Origin of the sequence: Candidatus Angelobacter sp. (assembly GCA_035607015.1) — a bacterium.
GTDB lineage: Bacteria > Verrucomicrobiota > Verrucomicrobiia > Limisphaerales > AV2 > AV2.
Genome location: DATNDF010000323.1, coordinates 1 through 16,722, shown reverse-complemented (window position 1 = coordinate 16,722; position 16,722 = coordinate 1). Strand labels below are relative to the sequence as shown.

18 protein-coding genes are annotated in these 16,722 nt (G+C 58.7%); 9 read left to right on the top strand and 9 right to left on the bottom strand.

What is annotated here, in order from left to right:
* Positions 1–929, bottom strand: a 929-nt coding sequence (gene xylA, locus VN887_12980) for a xylose isomerase (GenBank protein HXT40920.1), incomplete at its 3' end; no start/stop codon positions are given.
* A gap of 173 nt (positions 930–1,102) precedes the next feature.
* The gene (locus tag VN887_12975) at positions 1,103–1,648 is read right to left on the bottom strand and encodes a tetratricopeptide repeat protein (protein ID HXT40919.1); all 546 of its coding nucleotides are present in this window, start codon (positions 1,646–1,648) and stop codon (positions 1,103–1,105) included.
* A gap of 316 nt (positions 1,649–1,964) precedes the next feature.
* On the opposite strand from VN887_12975, the gene VN887_12970 reads away from it, so the two are divergent.
* Together VN887_12970 and VN887_12965 are read left to right on the top strand one after the other, a co-directional pair.
* The gene (locus tag VN887_12970) at positions 1,965–2,660 is read left to right on the top strand and encodes a YggS family pyridoxal phosphate-dependent enzyme (GenBank protein HXT40918.1); all 696 of its coding nucleotides are present in this window, start codon (positions 1,965–1,967) and stop codon (positions 2,658–2,660) included.
* A 78-nt stretch (positions 2,661–2,738) separates the two neighbouring features.
* Entirely contained in the window at positions 2,739–3,065 is a 327-nt protein-coding gene (locus VN887_12965) for a hypothetical protein (protein ID HXT40917.1), read from the top strand.
* A gap of 20 nt (positions 3,066–3,085) precedes the next feature.
* Here VN887_12965 and VN887_12960 read toward each other — a convergent pair whose 3' ends face one another.
* On the bottom strand, positions 3,086–3,472 hold the full coding sequence (locus VN887_12960; GenBank protein ID HXT40916.1) for a hypothetical protein: 387 nt from the start codon (positions 3,470–3,472) through the stop codon (positions 3,086–3,088).
* A gap of 51 nt (positions 3,473–3,523) precedes the next feature.
* Positions 3,524–4,345, bottom strand: a complete 822-nt coding sequence (locus VN887_12955; protein ID HXT40915.1) for a hypothetical protein — start codon at positions 4,343–4,345, stop codon at positions 3,524–3,526.
* A 51-nt stretch (positions 4,346–4,396) separates the two neighbouring features.
* Between VN887_12955 and VN887_12950 the strand changes: the two genes are divergently transcribed.
* The 5 genes from VN887_12950 to VN887_12930 all read left to right on the top strand — a co-directional run bounded on the left by VN887_12950 (position 4,397) and on the right by VN887_12930 (position 8,019).
* Complete coding sequence (locus tag VN887_12950; protein ID HXT40914.1) at positions 4,397–4,576, top strand: hypothetical protein; 180 nt, start codon at positions 4,397–4,399, stop codon at positions 4,574–4,576.
* A gap of 5 nt (positions 4,577–4,581) precedes the next feature.
* Entirely contained in the window at positions 4,582–6,000 is a 1,419-nt protein-coding gene (locus VN887_12945; protein HXT40913.1) for a DUF3463 domain-containing protein, read from the top strand.
* Between the two features lie 2 nt (positions 6,001–6,002).
* Positions 6,003–6,317: a hypothetical protein gene (locus VN887_12940; protein ID HXT40912.1), complete on the top strand. Its 315-nt coding sequence runs from the start codon at positions 6,003–6,005 to the stop codon at positions 6,315–6,317.
* A 3-nt stretch (positions 6,318–6,320) separates the two neighbouring features.
* Entirely contained in the window at positions 6,321–7,775 is a 1,455-nt protein-coding gene (gene hpnJ, locus VN887_12935; GenBank protein ID HXT40911.1) for a hopanoid biosynthesis associated radical SAM protein HpnJ, read from the top strand.
* A gap of 61 nt (positions 7,776–7,836) precedes the next feature.
* On the top strand, positions 7,837–8,019 hold the full coding sequence (locus tag VN887_12930; protein ID HXT40910.1) for a hypothetical protein: 183 nt from the start codon (positions 7,837–7,839) through the stop codon (positions 8,017–8,019).
* Positions 8,020–8,026: 7 nt separating this feature from the next.
* Here the strand turns inward: VN887_12930 and VN887_12925 are convergent, their stop codons facing one another.
* The 5 genes from VN887_12925 to VN887_12905 form a co-directional block, all read right to left on the bottom strand.
* On the bottom strand, positions 8,027–8,227 hold the full coding sequence (locus VN887_12925) for a hypothetical protein (GenBank protein HXT40909.1): 201 nt from the start codon (positions 8,225–8,227) through the stop codon (positions 8,027–8,029).
* Positions 8,228–8,229: 2 nt separating this feature from the next.
* Positions 8,230–8,730, bottom strand: a complete 501-nt coding sequence (locus VN887_12920) for a hypothetical protein (protein HXT40908.1) — start codon at positions 8,728–8,730, stop codon at positions 8,230–8,232.
* 153 nt (positions 8,731–8,883) lie between these two features.
* The gene (locus tag VN887_12915) at positions 8,884–9,552 is read right to left on the bottom strand and encodes a DUF6483 family protein (protein HXT40907.1); all 669 of its coding nucleotides are present in this window, start codon (positions 9,550–9,552) and stop codon (positions 8,884–8,886) included.
* A gap of 110 nt (positions 9,553–9,662) precedes the next feature.
* On the bottom strand, positions 9,663–10,880 hold the full coding sequence (locus VN887_12910) for a hypothetical protein (protein ID HXT40906.1): 1,218 nt from the start codon (positions 10,878–10,880) through the stop codon (positions 9,663–9,665).
* Positions 10,881–10,920: 40 nt separating this feature from the next.
* On the bottom strand, positions 10,921–12,528 hold the full coding sequence (locus VN887_12905) for a PQQ-binding-like beta-propeller repeat protein (GenBank protein ID HXT40905.1): 1,608 nt from the start codon (positions 12,526–12,528) through the stop codon (positions 10,921–10,923).
* A 170-nt stretch (positions 12,529–12,698) separates the two neighbouring features.
* Between VN887_12905 and VN887_12900 the strand changes: the two genes are divergently transcribed.
* Positions 12,699–13,874: a radical SAM protein gene (locus VN887_12900; GenBank protein HXT40904.1), complete on the top strand. Its 1,176-nt coding sequence runs from the start codon at positions 12,699–12,701 to the stop codon at positions 13,872–13,874.
* A 153-nt stretch (positions 13,875–14,027) separates the two neighbouring features.
* The coding region (locus VN887_12895; GenBank protein HXT40903.1) for a DEAD/DEAH box helicase at positions 14,028–16,722 on the top strand (2,695 nt) is incomplete at its 3' end.

Genomic DNA, 16,722 nt, shown 5'->3' with positions numbered 1-16,722 from the left:
TGGTCCGTGTCCCAGCCGAGCAGAAGGTCGCCGGTATTCGCGTCGATGGAACCGAGCGCGTTGGCGGCCGCGGCTACCTCCAATTCATGCTGCATCGTGTGACCGGCCAGTGTGGCGTGGTTGGTTTCGAGGTTCAGCTTGAGATGTTTGAGCAGATCGTATTCGCGCAGAAAATTCAGGCAGGCGGCGGCATCGGAATCGTACTGGTGCTTGGTCGGCTCCTTGGGCTTCGGCTCGATGTAGAACTGGCCCTTGAATCCGATTCTCTTCTTGTAATCCACCGCCATGTGCAGAAAGGCCGCCAGATGGTCCAACTCGCGCTTCATGTCCGTGTTCAACAGCGTCGTGTAGCCCTCGCGACCCCCCCAGAACACATAACCCTCGCCGCCCAGTTCATGGGTGACTTCGAGCGCCTTCTTCACCTGCGCCGCGGCGTAGGCGAAGACGTCGGCGTTGCAACTTGTGGCAGCGCCATGCATGAATCGGGGATTGGTGAAGAGATTGGCGGTGCCCCAGAGCAACCTGACGCCGGTGTCGCGCTGGTGCTTCTTCAACTCCTTCACCACGGCGTCAAGGTTCCGGTTCGTTTCGCGCAGGTCTTTGCCCTCGGGCGCGACGTCGCGATCGTGGAAGGCGTAAAACGGCGCGCCGAGTTTGTCACAGAATTCAAACAAAACCGGCGCGCGCTTCAACGCCATCTTGAGCGAGTTCGTGCCATCTTCCCACGGGCGCTGCATCGTCCCGACGCCGAACATGTCCGCCCCCATGCCGCGCATCGTGTGCCAGTACACGACCGAGAAGCGCAGGTGATCCTTCATCGGCTTGCCCTCGACGATCTCCCCGGCGTTGTAGTGCTTGAACGCGAGTGGGTTCTTCGATCGCGGGCCTTCGTATCGTATCTTCGGGATGTTCGGGAACGCTGATGGCATAATCGTTTAATCAAATTTGACGCGAGGAGTTGAACTGTATCGGTTGCGGGCGGGGTTGGCAAGAACCCTGCGGTTCAAACCCTGAATCACCACGGAGTGCCGGGGACCGTTCGAAAAGAAAAGCCCTTCAGACAGGGAAGGGGCGAACCCACGAGTCGGTCAGACACTTCGTATTATGACAAAGGGATCTTGACGTCGCCCTCGGATTCTCCCGGGGCGGGAACGTCTGAAGCCAAGACATCCGAATGCAGCACGATCTCCAAATGATCGAGAATCCGGGACCTGATTCGCTTTCCACCACCTGCTTGTTTGTATCGCGCAAGCCATTCTCCCGCGCCTTTGCAATCGCCCATCCCCCACGAATAACAGGCCAAAAAATAAGGTATGGCGCTGACTTTCGGAAAGGCCCGGGCCTGATGATGCAATTGCAGATAAGCGTCGAACGGTCGCTTCAGTTTGAAAAGACTGAACGAGAGACAGAGCCAGCCAGTAAGGTGGTTCGGGCAAATCTTCGTGAATATGCGCGCCATATCCCGCGCCGCCTCCCAATCCTCCGACCGCGCGTGAATTCGCCATCGCACCGGGAACACTTCAGGATGGAACCGATTAAACCAGGAGATCTGGTCGGCTTCCAGCTTCGCCTCGGTCACGTTGCCCAACGCCAGCCAGCCAAAGGCGAAGTTCAAGTGATGTTTCTCTGGATAATCCAGTTGCCGCATGAGCGAACATTTCCTTGGCAGTCCTCGTGCCAGCCTGAACGGAAGGCCGGACGACAGCGCAAATTCAACGGGTTCCAAAACAACCAATCAGTCCATTCTCTGATTCCGGGCGGGGTTTCATTGCGTGTGCAATGTGAATGCACAAGTCAGATGCATGAGCCTTTCGTGACTGGCGCCGCATTTCTAAGAGCGAGACCGCCGGGGTTCCTGGTCACGTTTCGAAGGGGAGCAGATCCTTCAAACAGGATTGAAACCTGGATTTACAATCCGCACGTCGCTCCTTGTCTTCGTCACCAGGTTGTCTCATCGTGCCAGCGTGGCTCTGACCGAAAACCTGAACGCGATCCGACTGCGGATCGAAGCCGCTTGCGCCCGTGCCGGACGTGACCCGTCCTCGATCACGCTGCTGCCCGTCAGCAAGGGGCAGCCGCCCGAAGCCGTTCGTGCGGTCGCCGACCTGGGTCCGCATGTGTTCGGTGAAAGCAAGATGCAGGAAGCGAAGGCAAAAATATCGCTCTGCCCGGGCCGGCTGCGCTGGCACATGATCGGCCATCTCCAAACGAACAAGTGCCGCGATGCCGTTCACTTTTTTGAGATGATCCAGAGCGTGGACAGTCTGGCGCTCGCCGGGGAAATCAACAAGCGCTGCGATCAAGCGGCCAAAACCATGCCGGTTCTGCTGGAGGCCAACATCGCCGGTGAGGCGAGCAAGTTTGGCTACCGACCGGATGCGCTGCTGAATGAACTGGAAGAAATCAACGCCCTCAGACGTCTCGAAATCCAGGGCCTGATGACCATTGCGCCCTGGACACAGGACCCGGAAAAGGCGCGCGCGATTTTCCGCCAGTTGCGCGAACTCAAACAGCGCTGCGAACAGGTCCTCGGCGCGCCGTTGCCACACCTGAGCATGGGCATGAGCGGCGATTTCGAGGTCGCCATCGAGGAAGGCGCAACGATTATCCGCGTCGGGACGGCGCTGTTCGGTCCGCGCTCGCAGACGAGAAAACCGTGAGAGTCCCATGAATGCGCCCGAATTCGATGTCCACGCTCCTATTGCACTTCGTGCGCGGACTCTTTACCTTCTGACCTCATGGATCTGACGGTCGAGATGTTCAAGCCGGAGCTGGCCGAAGCGGTGAAGCTTTATGAGAAGCATATCGTGTGCATCGACAAGACTCCCGACGAATGCCAGGAGTCGATCGTGCGGCTGATGGAAAAGGCGATCAAGGCCTACCTGAACCGCGGCGCGCACCTCCGCCACGGCATCGCGCTCGACCGCCACCTGACCATCATCCTCAGTCAGACCGACTGTGACCGGCCTCTGTGCGGGATCTATTTCAACCTCCACTCGCCTTACCAGAAAAAGCACGCCTACAGGAAGGCCGACGTCAAAACCGAACGGTCGGAGGGAAGCTGACCAGCTGCACCGCGCCCGGCTCAGTCCGCCCGCACTTCGTCGCCCACCTGCGCTTCTCCCGACGTGATGTCACCGGCGATGACGGTTTCCTGCCTGGGGCCGGTGACCTTGATCTCGCCGACTTTCTGCCCATTACGATAGACATTTAATCTTTGGTCAACCGCGGGCACCTTTAGCACCGGAAAATCCATCACCACGAAACGCAAGGTAGGGTCCATCCGAACGACTCTGCCAAGCAGTGTTTCATCGAGTGTGACGGTTGGCTTTGAATCCTCGCTTCCCGGGGACGGAGTGGTCGTCGTTGCGGCCATTCCACCTTCGCCACGCTTTGCGGTGGGTTTCGCGGCGTTCCTGGTGACGCAACCCGACCAAAGGAGCGCCACCAATACCACAACGGAAAATCTCATGCCGGCAGTTAATGAACTCGGCGCGATGACGTCAACCGGCAAACGGGCCGATCACTTCTTCAGTTCGCGCACTTTCTCGCGAACCTTCTGCCACCGCTTGTCCCAGTCGGCCCAACTCTGTTCCCAGGCTTCACCGGTAAATTCCTTCCTGGCCACAGGCAGGAGTTCTTCAACAACCTTCGATTCGCGCCGAAGACCTTTCTGATCATTCCATTTGAGATATGCCTCCAGGAGGCAGAGATGATTCTCCGGATAATTGGGCGCCAATTCCGCGGCGCGCTCCAGATGCCTCCGCGCCTTGGTTTTGTCGCCGATGCTGGCCGGCCACCCCGGCGCTTCCAGATAAAGCAATCCCAGATTGCGATCCGGACCGGCATAGTCAAACTTCACGTCCAGGTCGCGCACCGTCTTGAATTCGCGCTCCATTTCCTGAACGATCCTCAACGCGCCAAGCGTCTTCGTTTGGGCGAGCTGGCCAAGATCCAACCCGAGATAGTAGTGCGCCGCCGCTGACTTAGCGTCGCGCGCAATCAACCGGCGGCAGGCGGCGATGCCTTCGTTGGCGATGGTCTCGCGCTGGTCGTCGTTTTTTGCAAAATCCGCCCAGTCGAAGCACGCGCGGCCGAACTGCCAGGCCGCCTCCATGTCGTTGGTGGCGGTTTGGAACCGTTTTTTTGCAGCCTGATAATTCAACTCCGCCCGCCGGGCGAAGGCTGAATTCTCCTCACCGACACAGAGCCAGCCCCCGATGAACAACCCGATGAGACCCAACCACCAACGTCTCGACTGCGCGCCCGGCCGAAAGCGGTCGTTGGCGCACCGTACAGGGGTCAGACGGCGGTTATTGGCCGCGGAATTAGTTGTTGCCATCATGTTGACCCGATTTATACTGGCCAAGTGAGATTAAATTGGAAATTGCTGCGCTTGGCAATCCTTCCGGCTTTTGCGCTTCTGGGCGCGGGCTGCAGCGGCATCAACGCCACCGGCTCCGTTTCGCCAGCGACGTTTCTGTTGCCGGGATTCATGCAGACCGACCCGCCCAAAGCTCCGACGCCGGGGACGGACCCCGTTGCCACCGGCGAACTTCTCGCAAAATCTCGCTAATCCCTATGCGATTCCCCCTGGCGCTGTCGGCGAAAATCGCCGGCCACATCATCAAACACAAACTGCGCAAAACCCCTAAGTTTGCGATGGTTTTGCAACTCGAGCCGCTGCACACCTGCAATCTGACTTGCACCGGTTGCGGCCGCATTCGCGAATACTCCACGTCACTCAAGGACATGGTGCCGCTGGAAAAATGCCTTCAGGCCGCCACCGAGTGCGACGCGCCGATGGTCAGCATCTGCGGCGGCGAGCCCCTGATCTACCCGAAGATCGAGGAGCTGGTGAACGGGATTCTCGCGCAAGGCCGCATCGTTTACGTCTGCACGAACGGCATGTTCATGCGGAAGAAAATGAAGGATTACCTTGCGGCGATCTACTCGCGGGACCTTGAGCCGAAGCTGAACAAGCTGCTCGGTGAAAAGCTGATCTCCGAAAAGGACGCCGAGGCGATTCGCAAATCGGATGCGGCGGCCCGGGAAAAAGCCGTCATTCGACCGAGCAAATGGATGTACTGGAACGTCCACATTGATGGCCTCGAATACACCCACGACCTTATCGTCGAGCGCGAAGGCGTTTTCAAGGAATGCGTCGAGGCGATCAAAATGGCCAAGATTCTCGGCTACCAGGTCGCGACCAACACGACGGTTTATCGGGAGACGAACGAGCATGAGATCGAGGCGATGTTCAAATTCTTCTCGTGGCTCGGCTGCGACGGCCACACGATTTCGCCCGGCTACGATTACGACGCCGCGAAGAAGGACATGGTCAAGCGCCTGGGCAAAGACCCGAAGGACTTCTTCCTGACGCGCGAAATGACGCGCCAGAAGTTCGCGAAGGTTCTGGACTGGGGTAAACGGTTCACGATTTTCGGCACACCCGGCTATCTGGAGTTCCTGGCTGGCAAGCGGGAATTGCCCTGCAGCGCCTGGGCGATCCCCACCTACAATATTCGCGGCTGGAAAGCGCCGTGTTATGTCATGACCGACGGCCACTATGACGGTTACCAGGAAATGCTCGCGAAGGTGGACTGGACCAGGTACGGCGTCGATGAAAAGGGCTGCGGTCGGGATCCGCGCTGCGAGAATTGCATGATGCACTCGGGCTTTGAACCTTCAGGCGCGCTGCACGCCAACGCCGCGGATAACTGGAAGAATTTCAAACACAACTTCGGGCCGCGTCCGAAGCCGTACGTCGGCGGCCCCGAACTGGTCAAAACCGTTTTCAACGGCACGTCCATCGGCAAAGGTCATCTGGCCCCGGCCAGGGCTGCGCTGGAGACAGCCGGCCTCACCCGCGAAGGCGCCGATACGGAATTCTACGTTCAACAGATGCGCGCATCGGCCGGCACAGCAACCAACGACGGCTGCGGCAGTGGCGATACATCGCAGCGCGACGATTTGCTGGCGAAGCTCGGAAAGAAATAGCTGTGATTACTGGGGTAAAAAAGCTCTTAGGATCGAAAAGGGCGGGATTAGTGGCGGCGCTGGTGGGAGCGGTCGCGACGTTGGCACCATTGCTCTTGCACGTATCAGTTAATCTTCGCGGTGCGTTGCAGGCCTTTGGCTTTGGGATGAACATGATTGCTCTCGCTCCTGTTTTCTATGCTGATTGGAAAGAGCACAAGCCGGCGAGGGAGGATTTTTCGAGCGGGGGCTTTTTCCTCGTTTATGCCTTTCTGGTTTTGGTTTCTTTCGCCATTTCCGCCGTCGCTTTGAAGAATTATTTTTTGAATTTGCGCTGAGCCATGAGCAAGACACTTTATTTGTCCCCCCCCAGCTTCGACGGCTTCGACGGCGGCGCCGGCGCGCGCTATCAGGCGCGGCGCGAGGTCACCAGCTATTGGTATCCGACCTGGCTCGCGCAACCCGCCGCGCTCACGCCGAACTCGCGCCTGCTCGATTGCCCGCCGCACGACGTGGACCTCGCGAAGTGCCTCGCCATCGCGAAGGATTTCGATCACGTCATCATCAACACCAGCACTCCATCGCTGAAGAACGATTGCAAGGTTGCCGAAGCCATCAAGGCGCAGAAACCGGACACGAAGATCGGTTTTATCGGCGCGCACACGATGGTTTTGCCCACCGAGACGCTCAAGGCGTCGCCCGCGATTGACTGGGTCGGCCGCAAGGAATTCGATTACACCTGCGCCGAAGTCGCCGAAGGCCGCGACCTCGCGACCATCGCCGGCCTTTCCTACAAGGACAAGGATGGCAAAATCAAACACAACCCCGAGCGCGAAATGATTCCGAACATGGACGCGCTCCCGTGGGTGGCCGACGTTTACAAGCGCGACCTCCAGATCGAGAAATATTTCATCGGCTACCTGCTGCATCCCTACGTGAGCCTCTACACGGGCCGCGGTTGCCCGGCGCAATGCAGCTTCTGCCTCTGGCCGCAGACCATCGGCGGACACAAATACCGCGTCCGCTCGCCGCAAAACGTCGCCGACGAGATGGCCTACATGAAGAAGCTGTTCCCGCAGGTGCGCGAATTTTTCTTCGACGACGACACCTTCACCGCGAACCTTCCGCGCGCCCGCGAGATCGCAAAAAAGCTCGGCCCGCTTGGTGTTCACTGGAGTTGCAACAGTCGCGCGAACCTCGATTACGACACGATCAAAAGTTTCAAAGACAACGGTCTGCGGCTGTTTCTCGTCGGCTACGAAAGCGGCAACGATGAAACCCTCACGCGCATCAAGAAAGGCGTGACCACCGACGAGATGCGCCGCTTCACGAAGGATTGCCACAAAGCCGGCGTGGTGATTCACGGCACGTTCATCCTCGGCCTGCCCGTCGAGACCAAGGAAACCATCGAGCAAACGATTCGCTTCGCACAGGAACTCGATGTGTTCAGCTTGCAAGTTTCCCTCGCCGCGCCGTATCCCGGCACGGAACTCTACGAGCAAGCCAGACTCAACGGCTGGTTCGTGAAGAAAGACAAGACCGACCTCGTGGAAGGCGACGGCTTCCAGCAAAGCTCATTGGAATATCCCGGCCTGAGCAAAGACGAAATCTTCGAGAGTGTCGAACGCTTCTACCATCGCTATTACCTGCGCCCGAAACCGATTCTCCGCATCATCAAGACGATGCTGGAGGATAAGGATGTTTGCGTCCGCCGCCTGCGCGAAGGCTACGAATTCTTCAAGAGCATGGCGCAACGGCGAACCGACTTGGCGGCGGCGAAAGCGGCGACAGCTTGAGTTTTTTCGCCAAAACTTGGGGATTGAAGGTTGTGCCAAAATTGCGTAATGTAACGCCACGATGAGCACGACAGCATCCGCACCGAAAAAGAAGAGCTACTCCAAGGCAAGCTTGGAAGCGGGGGATCGTCTGCTCAAGGCAGTTAAGGAAAAGCTCTTACGAGAGAAGGGTAAAATTGACTACGCCGCGTTGCGCCGGGACGGTTACAGTGAGACGCTGATCACTCGGCTCAAGGCGATTTGACCCGCTTTCATTCGTTCTTCCGCAGCTCCATAAACTCGGAAACCGAGATTTCCAACAGCGGCGCATAGTCATGCGCTACTTTCAGAGCCTCCCGATAAGGTAGGCAACCGCTCACAATCCTGACAATTTGCCCCGTTGTCATGCCGGCCTCTTTGGCAAGCCGGACAACTTCATCAGGTGATGCATAGCGCAGGATGCTCTCGTCCATAATCAACCATTTTGAAGTCGCTGCAGTGCTTCACCTATTCTCCGCCAACCTGTTCCGGTGATCGTGTAAGTGCGAGGCGTAACCGGATGAACCCAAGCGGATTTGATAGCCTGCTTAATGTCGCGCGGAAAATTGGCAGGCGGCTTTTCTTTCGCCTGCTTGAACAATTCTTCCATGTCGGCGCTTCTCCAAGGTGTGCCGCCGCCCTGCGATTCATGCCAAGCTCCCAGCAGCAGGATTTTATCTGGGAAGCTTTCCCATTTTACGAGACTCAGCAACTCGGCCGCCCCGTGAGATTTTAGCAGGCTTCTCACGACATCATCACTCGCCGCTCCAGACGCATTGGCCGGCGGTGATTTAACTGCACCGGATGGTGACTCGCCGAATGGGCTGCTTTCTTCGCGGTATTCTTGAGTTAGCTTAAGCAGTTCGGGCAATGCCTCGTCTTTGATGTGAGCTTGAATCGCCAAGCCAGGTGCATTTATTGAAATCTTTATGCTCATCCGACAACAGACTACGTTGTGTCGTATTGTATGTCAAAATGTATTTTGCGTCGCAGACGAGATGCGCCGCTTCACGAAGGATTGCCACAAAGCCGGCGGCGTCATTCATGGCACATTCATTCTCGGCCTGTCATCTGTCGGGCTTGCAGCCGTTCAGGCTTCAGCACGGGCCTGAAGTTGTTTCAACCCTTCCTCCACTTCTGCGCGAGGCAGATTGGCGGCGGCCAACGTCGCGTCGCTTTGCGCCAGCAGGCGTTGGTAGAACGTGATGCCGAATTCTACGATGGCATGGTTGTCCGGCTCGGCGTCGAGCATGGCGAAAAGAGCATCCTCGGCCTTGGCGAATTCGCCGGTGCGTTCGTAATGTTGCATCAGCATCGCGGCGCTCCGGACGGGCAGCGGCGCTGACCGCAACGCCGCGACGAGCATTTCCACTTTGGGCACAAACCCGGGACATTCAAAAGCCTCATGTCGCGCCAGAACGTCGAGCAACAGGTGCAACGCTTTAAGATAACACTCACGGCTTTCTTCCATCCGCTCTTCGGCGGCCGCCACGTCGCCGGCCTCGGTGAGCAGTGTCGTGAGCATGAGCGTTTTGTCGCGGACCAGATGCGTCGGGCCGCCCTGCATGAGGCGCGCGAGCAGGTCGGTTTCCGAGAGCCGCGCGACCTCCTGCGCGCCGTGGCCGATGAGCTTTTTGAATTCCGTGTCCAGTTCGTCACCCGCTTCGGCCCAGCGCCGGCCTTGTTTGAGCGAACGGATTCGCGCCAGCGCCTCCGCCAGCTCCTCGATCATCCGCAGGATGTAATCGCGTCGGATCATGTCACCGGACCGTTTCCCGTCCGGGCTTTACGAGGGTTTTGGAAAGCAACTCATGTGGATGGTGTAAGGATACACCGGAGTCCGCCGATGGAAAGGCGCAGTTCGATCCGCTACCTGGCCGGCAGCCGGTAGAGGTGCGCGTCCCACGGCCCAAAGCGGTCGTTGAACGACCCGTCGGTCACGGCAAGCTTTCGATTCTCGTCGATGACCTCGACGGTTCGCGCGCCATCGACGCCGCTGAGTTTGAACGTCGCCGTCGTTTCACCGTCGCGCATCGCGACAGCGAACAAGTAGGTCGCTCCCTTGTATTGCTTCGCCATGGTGGCAACCGGCACGTCCGTACTTTCGGACCGCACGGTGACAGCGTCGTGAATTGTGCGACTGTTCAGCACCGGCGCGAGTCCGGTGATTTGATTGTTCAGCGCGGTGACGGCGGCGAGCATTTCCGGATCGTCCAGCAACGCGGCCTCATGAAACGCCGGTTTGAACTGGTGAACGAAGTAGATCAACCCGCGCGAGCCATGGATGAGGGACATCCACGCCTCGCACCGCACCTGGTGGGGTGTCGGCTTTTTGTCCAGTTCGCCGATGCGGGTGCATTCGAGACAATTCCAGATGATCTTTTCACCGCCACTCCATTTCGCCAGCCGCTCGACGCCCTGAGCTACAAACCAGAGTTTGCCGGCAACCTCCTTGCTGTCGTGATTGACGGGATAAATGTCGAATGAAGCGATGTCGCATCCCTTCAGATACTCAGGGTAATCCCCGGGATGATTACGCCGGACACCGCGCCCGATGTAGTTGTCGAACGCCACGCCCTGCCCAAGGTTCAGCATCATTGGTCGCGAGGGATCGGCAGCTTTGATTCGTTTGTAGCCGGCGACGATCTTCTCCGGCGGAATCGGCGGGCCGTATCCTTTGCCGTTGCCGAGGGATTGCGCGTTGTCCGGCTCGTCTCCGTGCATCCAGCCGATGATCGTCGGATCGTCGAGGCGGTGAAGCGCGACCTCGTTCTGCTCGCAGATCAAACGCATCCCGGCCTTCTTCAGCGCGGCCAGCTGCTCCCCGGTCGGCCCCTTCCACAAACCGACGTAGGTGTTGAAGCCGGCCTTGCGATAGCGCTCCGCGTTGGCGGGAGCTTGCAACCATACGGCAATCGGGAAGAAGCCGGCGTCCGACGGCGGTCCGTTCGGCCACTTCGAATAGGAACTGTTGCCTGCCGCTGCGGCGGCGCACGCGGGCGCCACGAGAAGTGAAATGGTCGCGAACAATCCGCACGCGGCCATTCGCAGCCGATCCGGTAAATCAAAGAAGGGTCTGTTTTTCATAAACAATCCGTCTTCTGGCACGAGCCTCCAGACATGGGGGTTAATTGCCGACCGCATCCGTGTGCGTTCCGTTCTGGACCGCGTAAAGATTGCTCATCGTCGCGATGTAAAGCACCCCGTTGGCCGCGGTAACAGTGGCGCTGATCGGATCGCCCAGCTCGATTGAATTCAAAAGCTTTTTTTGCTTCTCCGCTGCGAAGACATAAAAACTTCCGCTGCGCGTGCCGAGATAGACCTTCCCATCGGCAACCATTGGCGAAGCCCATGCCTCTCCTTTGATCTCCGCGGTCCAATACGGTTTGCCTGTCCCGGCATCCAAACAGTGAAACGCGCGCCCGCAGTCGGCGATAAACACAAGACCATTGTAAATCGCCGGCGTGGACATGACATGCTTTTGCAATGGATACGACCAGACCAGGCCGTTGGTCGTGATGTCGCCGGTCTTTGTCGCGTCAATACATTTCAGCCATGCCTCGTTCTTGCCCCAGAATACGTCGCCACCCCCGGCCACATAAATGCGGTTTCGGTAAAAGACGGGCATGCCGTAAATATTACTCGGCCCTTCGCGGCGGTTGCTCAGGTACTGGTGGATGTCGCGTGGCGGTCTCGTCGGATCGAAGTCAAACCGCCAGACCTTTTTCAGCTTTGTGACCGGCAAGTCAGGGTTTGTCCTCCCAAGCGCTTCAAATGCGTAAACCACCCCGTTGCCTCCGGCGAAAAAAATCAATTCCCTCCCATTGACCGTTCCCAACGACGGCGACGACCAGGTGCAGTGGAAAATATCCGGGGCGATGTGTTCGTCGTCGCGCGCCACAAGCCGACCCGTTTTTTTATCGAGCGCGACGAGGCTGGGCGCATCCGGCGCGCGAATGCGTTTGTGCGTGTTGTCCACACCGGTCGCCGTATTGAGATAAAGAAGGTCTCCGTGGATCAGAACCGAGCTGTGCGCGCCGTCGTGGGGCCAGATGCCCGCCTCGGAAACCAGGTCGAAAAGCCAGATGATGTCGGCGTCGAGCGGCCCCGGCTTGAGCACGGTCGCGCCGTCCACCGGGCGCAATCGCTCGGGGAATATCTGCGCGCCAGGAACGGGTTTGGGAGGCAAACCGGAGTTTTTGGGCGGGGTCATGTGCGCGCCCTCGTCAATGAACGGTCCGTCGTTGCCGTTCATCAACCCGCCCGCGTCAAGGCAAACCACTTCGCCGCGATTGTCAGTCAGGTAGACGCGATCCCCTTCGACCGAGACCGGGGAAGACATGCCTGTTTTTGGCCAGTCGAAGTAAGGGTCTTCTTCGCGCTTTGGCACGACCAACTGCCAGAGAAGTTTTCCGGTCGCTTCATCAAAGCACATCAACACTCCGCGATCACCTTGATGCCCAGGGTCGCGCGGTTCGCCGTTGTTGGTGCCGATGTAAACATGGCCGCCCGATACGACGGGTGTGGAATAACTTTCCGTTCCGAGCCGGGCAACCCATTTGATGTTGAGCCCTGTCTTCGGATCGAACGAATCGGGCAGACCCTTTTCGTCAGACACCATGTTGCGCGACCACGCCCGGCCCCACTGCGGCTGGTCGGCCGCGCGTCCGGACGAGATCACAGCCACAAAAGCCGCGCACCCGACCAGCACGAAACAAGGAAGACCTGTATTCATCGGTGACAACCCAGAAGGGAACCTGAAGGAAGATGAAGGGACAAGGATTCTTTCGGCCCGCGGCGCCGGCTGCCGCGGCGGGCAGGCAAAACGCGCGGCGGTTCTCCAACTACGAAAAGAAATGATTGCCACGCGCGAGGTTTTGCCCGCAGTATGCTGGTGATTATCGAATGAGCATCGCCGCACTGACTGCCAACCCTCCGGCCGCCGAAACATCGCGCCCCGCCGCGGATTTTTCCCAGCCTGTCGCCAGGCCGAGGAAGGGCGTATTCAAACTGATGCGAGAGGTGCTCAATCACGGCGGGCCGGGCTATCTCCAGTTCGCCATCACGAACATCTGCAACGCGAAGTGCGATTTCTGCGGGTTTGCGGTGGACCGGTTCGATCCGAAACAGCGTCGAAGCGTCACGCTGAAGGAGGCATGCGATGTCATCGACATCGCGGCCAGGAACCACATCGGTTATCTGCTTTTTGTTGGCGGCGAACCGCTCGTGCACAGGGAAATCCGGGCGATGGTTCGTTACGCAGCCGGACACGGGATCCACCCGATGATCTGCACCAATGGCTCGCTTTGGACGGACGAAAACATGCGGGCGCTCGCGAACGACGGCCTCAGCAGCGTCATCATGTCCATTGATTCGCACGATGTCGCGAAGCACGAGAAGAATCGGGGGCTGCCGGATGTTTGCCGGAAAATCCAGCGCGCGAATGCAGTCTTTGATGAACTGGGGGTTCAAACCACGGCCAGTGTGACCGCCAGCAAACTGATAGACGACTACGACAGATTGCCGGCTTTTTTGACCGAGCTGGGCTTCAAGAGTTGCACGTTCAGCTATCCACTGACGTCGCTGGCTTCCAGCTACCTCAGTTTTAGCGACTCGAAGCTCGTCAGCTATCAAACCGGAGAACTCATCCAGGTGTTCGAGAAAATCAAGCAGATGAAAAAGCGGAGCGGTTATCCGGTCGTGAACCCCACCGAGTCACTGGAGGAGATGCAGCGGCATCTCCGCAAAGAACCCGAGAAATTCGGCTGTCTGGGCGGCCACAAATACTTCTATCTGGACTGGAACCTGAACCTGTACCGCTGTCATTTCTGGGAAACGCCGATGTGCAATGTGTACGAATGGGATGAATCGAAACTGATTCGTGACGGTTGCACGCGATGCATGATTGATTGCTACCGCGACCCGAGCGTCTTGCAATTCGTTGCCATCAGCGCCAGCGATGCCTGGAAAAACCTGAAGAAAGGCCGGCTGGGCGCCATGGCCGGAAACATTTTTGACCGTCGCAACCTGACCTCTTTGAAAGCGGTCTGGGAAGACCGCAAATGGATCGGGAAAGTCTAAAATTGCCCCGCAAACGGGCAAACCATTCGGGCGAACTTTGTGGTGATCCCCCGCCGGACTTCCTGCGATGTCCTTCGATTCCCTCCTGTTTCTGATTGACCCCAATGCCCATTCTATGTCGAGATAACAGTCCCTAGTCGGGCAGTTTTGCACATGGCACGAGTTTCACGCAAAAACGGACATCCTCCGCGTTCGATTTCCACTGCAAAGTACGATGCCAACAACATCGTGCTGGAAAAGACCTACGGCGCGTTTGCCGATCTGCGGCGGGAGCTGGCCGATTCCAAGGCCGCCGTCGCCGGACGCGCCGAGCGGCTGCAAAACTTCGCCCATTGCGCGGACCCTCAACGCGCCTGGCTGCTGTTGGAGGATTATTTCGAGGGTCTGTCCCTCTCGCGGAAGGATTTCGCGGGCGAGGACTGGTGGCCCCGTCTGATGGCCGCGCAGGGCACGGCGCGGCTTGAAGAAACGGCGCTGCTCTTTCTGCGCTCCAATCGTCCGCTGCCGACCGAGTTGCTGCCGCACGCCAATCTCGAGCGCTTCGCGGAAATCGAGCAGGCGGAGCAGGAACAGAAGTTCGTCCAGCAATTGGAGAGCTGGATGTTACCGCCGACACCAGCGCACCTCGACGCCCCACGCGCGGGGTTGCGCGTCCAGTGTGAAGTCATCCCACTCGAACGTCGGCCCGGTTTGCGGGGATTGGGCGTGGGATTCATCCTGTCCCGGCCGCGCACCGGCGAGAAAACCCGATCGCTGGGAGAAATCATCGAACTTACAACCCGCGCCACCCACGAGCAGGAGCTTTTTCCGCCTGAAGACTGGCAATTCATACAATGGCTGGCTGAAATCTATAGCGGACGAAGGGTGAACGGCGAGCCGCTGGTGTTGACCGGCGCCGAGTTGCTGCAGTGGCTGGCGCGTTGGGGTCACCAGTCGCGCCTGGAACTGAACACTGATGGCGCCAAACTATCGTTTCATGGCCAGCTGGCCGAGTTGACACCTCACCTGGCCCTGGCGCCGGCCGGATCTGAGCTCGTGTTCACACATCGGCTCACGCTTCCCGACGGAACACATCACTCGCTCGATCAGGCGCAGTTTTTTGCGGGGTCGCCGGCTCTGGCGCTGCTCGGCCATACACTTTATGTTTTAAGGGATCCGCCACCACAGGATTTGCTGAGCCGATGGGCGCAAAGCCCGCCTTTGCCCGTCAGGAAGTTGAGCCATCGGCTGCTTACGCACCTGCGCAAATTCGGATCGAGGAATGGAGCGGGTTGGGAGGAGCTTTGCGTGGCTCACACCGCGACTCCACAATTCATCCTCGAATTGAATGACGACACGATCCGCCTCCGCCTGCTCGCCATGAGTGAACGCGATCGGAGCGTCTGGCAGTGGAACGGACACGAGTGGCAGTCCACCAGCCCGGGCAGCCGCCAGGTTGAAAAGCCGGAAATCCTTGACGACCCCCGGCTCGACCCCGCGACCCAGTGGTTGCGGCGACTCGACTGGTTCACTCCGGAGGCCGGACTGTGGGTCGGCGACGCGAACGAAAATTTTCTCAACGTTCTGGCGGCGGCCTGGCCGGACCGGCCAGCTGCCGAATATCTCGGCAACCCCGCTTTTCAGCGATTGTTCCTTTCGCAGCGGCAACTGCGTCCCAAACTGATTGTCCAGGGCAGCGGCATAGACTGGCTCTCGGTTTCCGCCGAGTGGGAACAGGAAGGAATGAAGCTGACCCCGGCCGATCTCCAACGGCTGCAAACGGCCACGGGGCGCTTCGTAAAACTGCCGGACAGCGGCTGGATACAACTGGATGCGGGCGCCGTCCAGGCCGCCCACGAAACGATGGCCGACCTCGGCGTTGATGGTTTGAGCAACACGCCGCAAAAGGTCGCGATGCTTCACGCCGCCCAACTCGACGAGGCGTCGCTGCAGCGCTTTGGCGACTCGCAGGCGAAGAAACTTCGCCAGCGGATCGCGGAATTCGATGGAGTGGCGCCCACACCGCTGCCGGATCAGGTCAAAGCCGAATTGAGGCCATATCAAAAAGACGGCTTCAATTTTCTTTGCCACCTTACCCGCCTCAGATTGGGGGGCATTCTCGCGGACGACATGGGGCTTGGCAAAACACTGCAAACACTCGCCTGGCTTTCGTGGCTCCAGAATCAGAATAAAAAGCGTCCGAAGCCTGCCCTGGTGATCTGCCCGGCGTCCGTGTTGCACAACTGGCGCAGGGAAGCGGAGCGATTCACGCCTCATTTGAAAGTGCTGGTGCTGGAAAGTGGCGCGGCGCGGCACAATTTGCGAAAACAAATTCCCCAGCACGATCTGATCGTCACGAACTACGCCCTGTTGCGGCGTGACCTCGAGGCACTCCAGAAATTCGAGTTCCGCGTCATCATCCTCGACGAGGCGCAGTTCATCAAGAATCCGTCCGCACAAGTGACCCAGTCGGTAAAGCAACTCCGCGCCGACCAGCGCCTCGCCCTGACCGGAACGCCGCTTGAAAACCGATTGCTCGATCTCTGGAGCATTGTGGACTTCGTCCAACCCGGTTACCTCGGGTCACAGAATCACTTTAACGAGACCTACGAATCCAAGGGTGGCGAAGATGCTGCCTGGTCACAGAGGATAGCGCGGCGCAAGCTGGCCGCAAAACTTCGCCCGCTTCTGTTGCGACGCCTCAAGCGGCAGGTCGCGCAAGATTTGCCCGACCGCATAGAAGAAAGACGGGACTGTGAACTTGGTGACGAACAGCGGAAGCTTTATCTCGCTGAACTGCGCCGCAGCCGCGATAAAGTCCTGCAGACGGTGGCGGAGAAGGGTGTCGCAAAGAGCAAGATCCACGTTC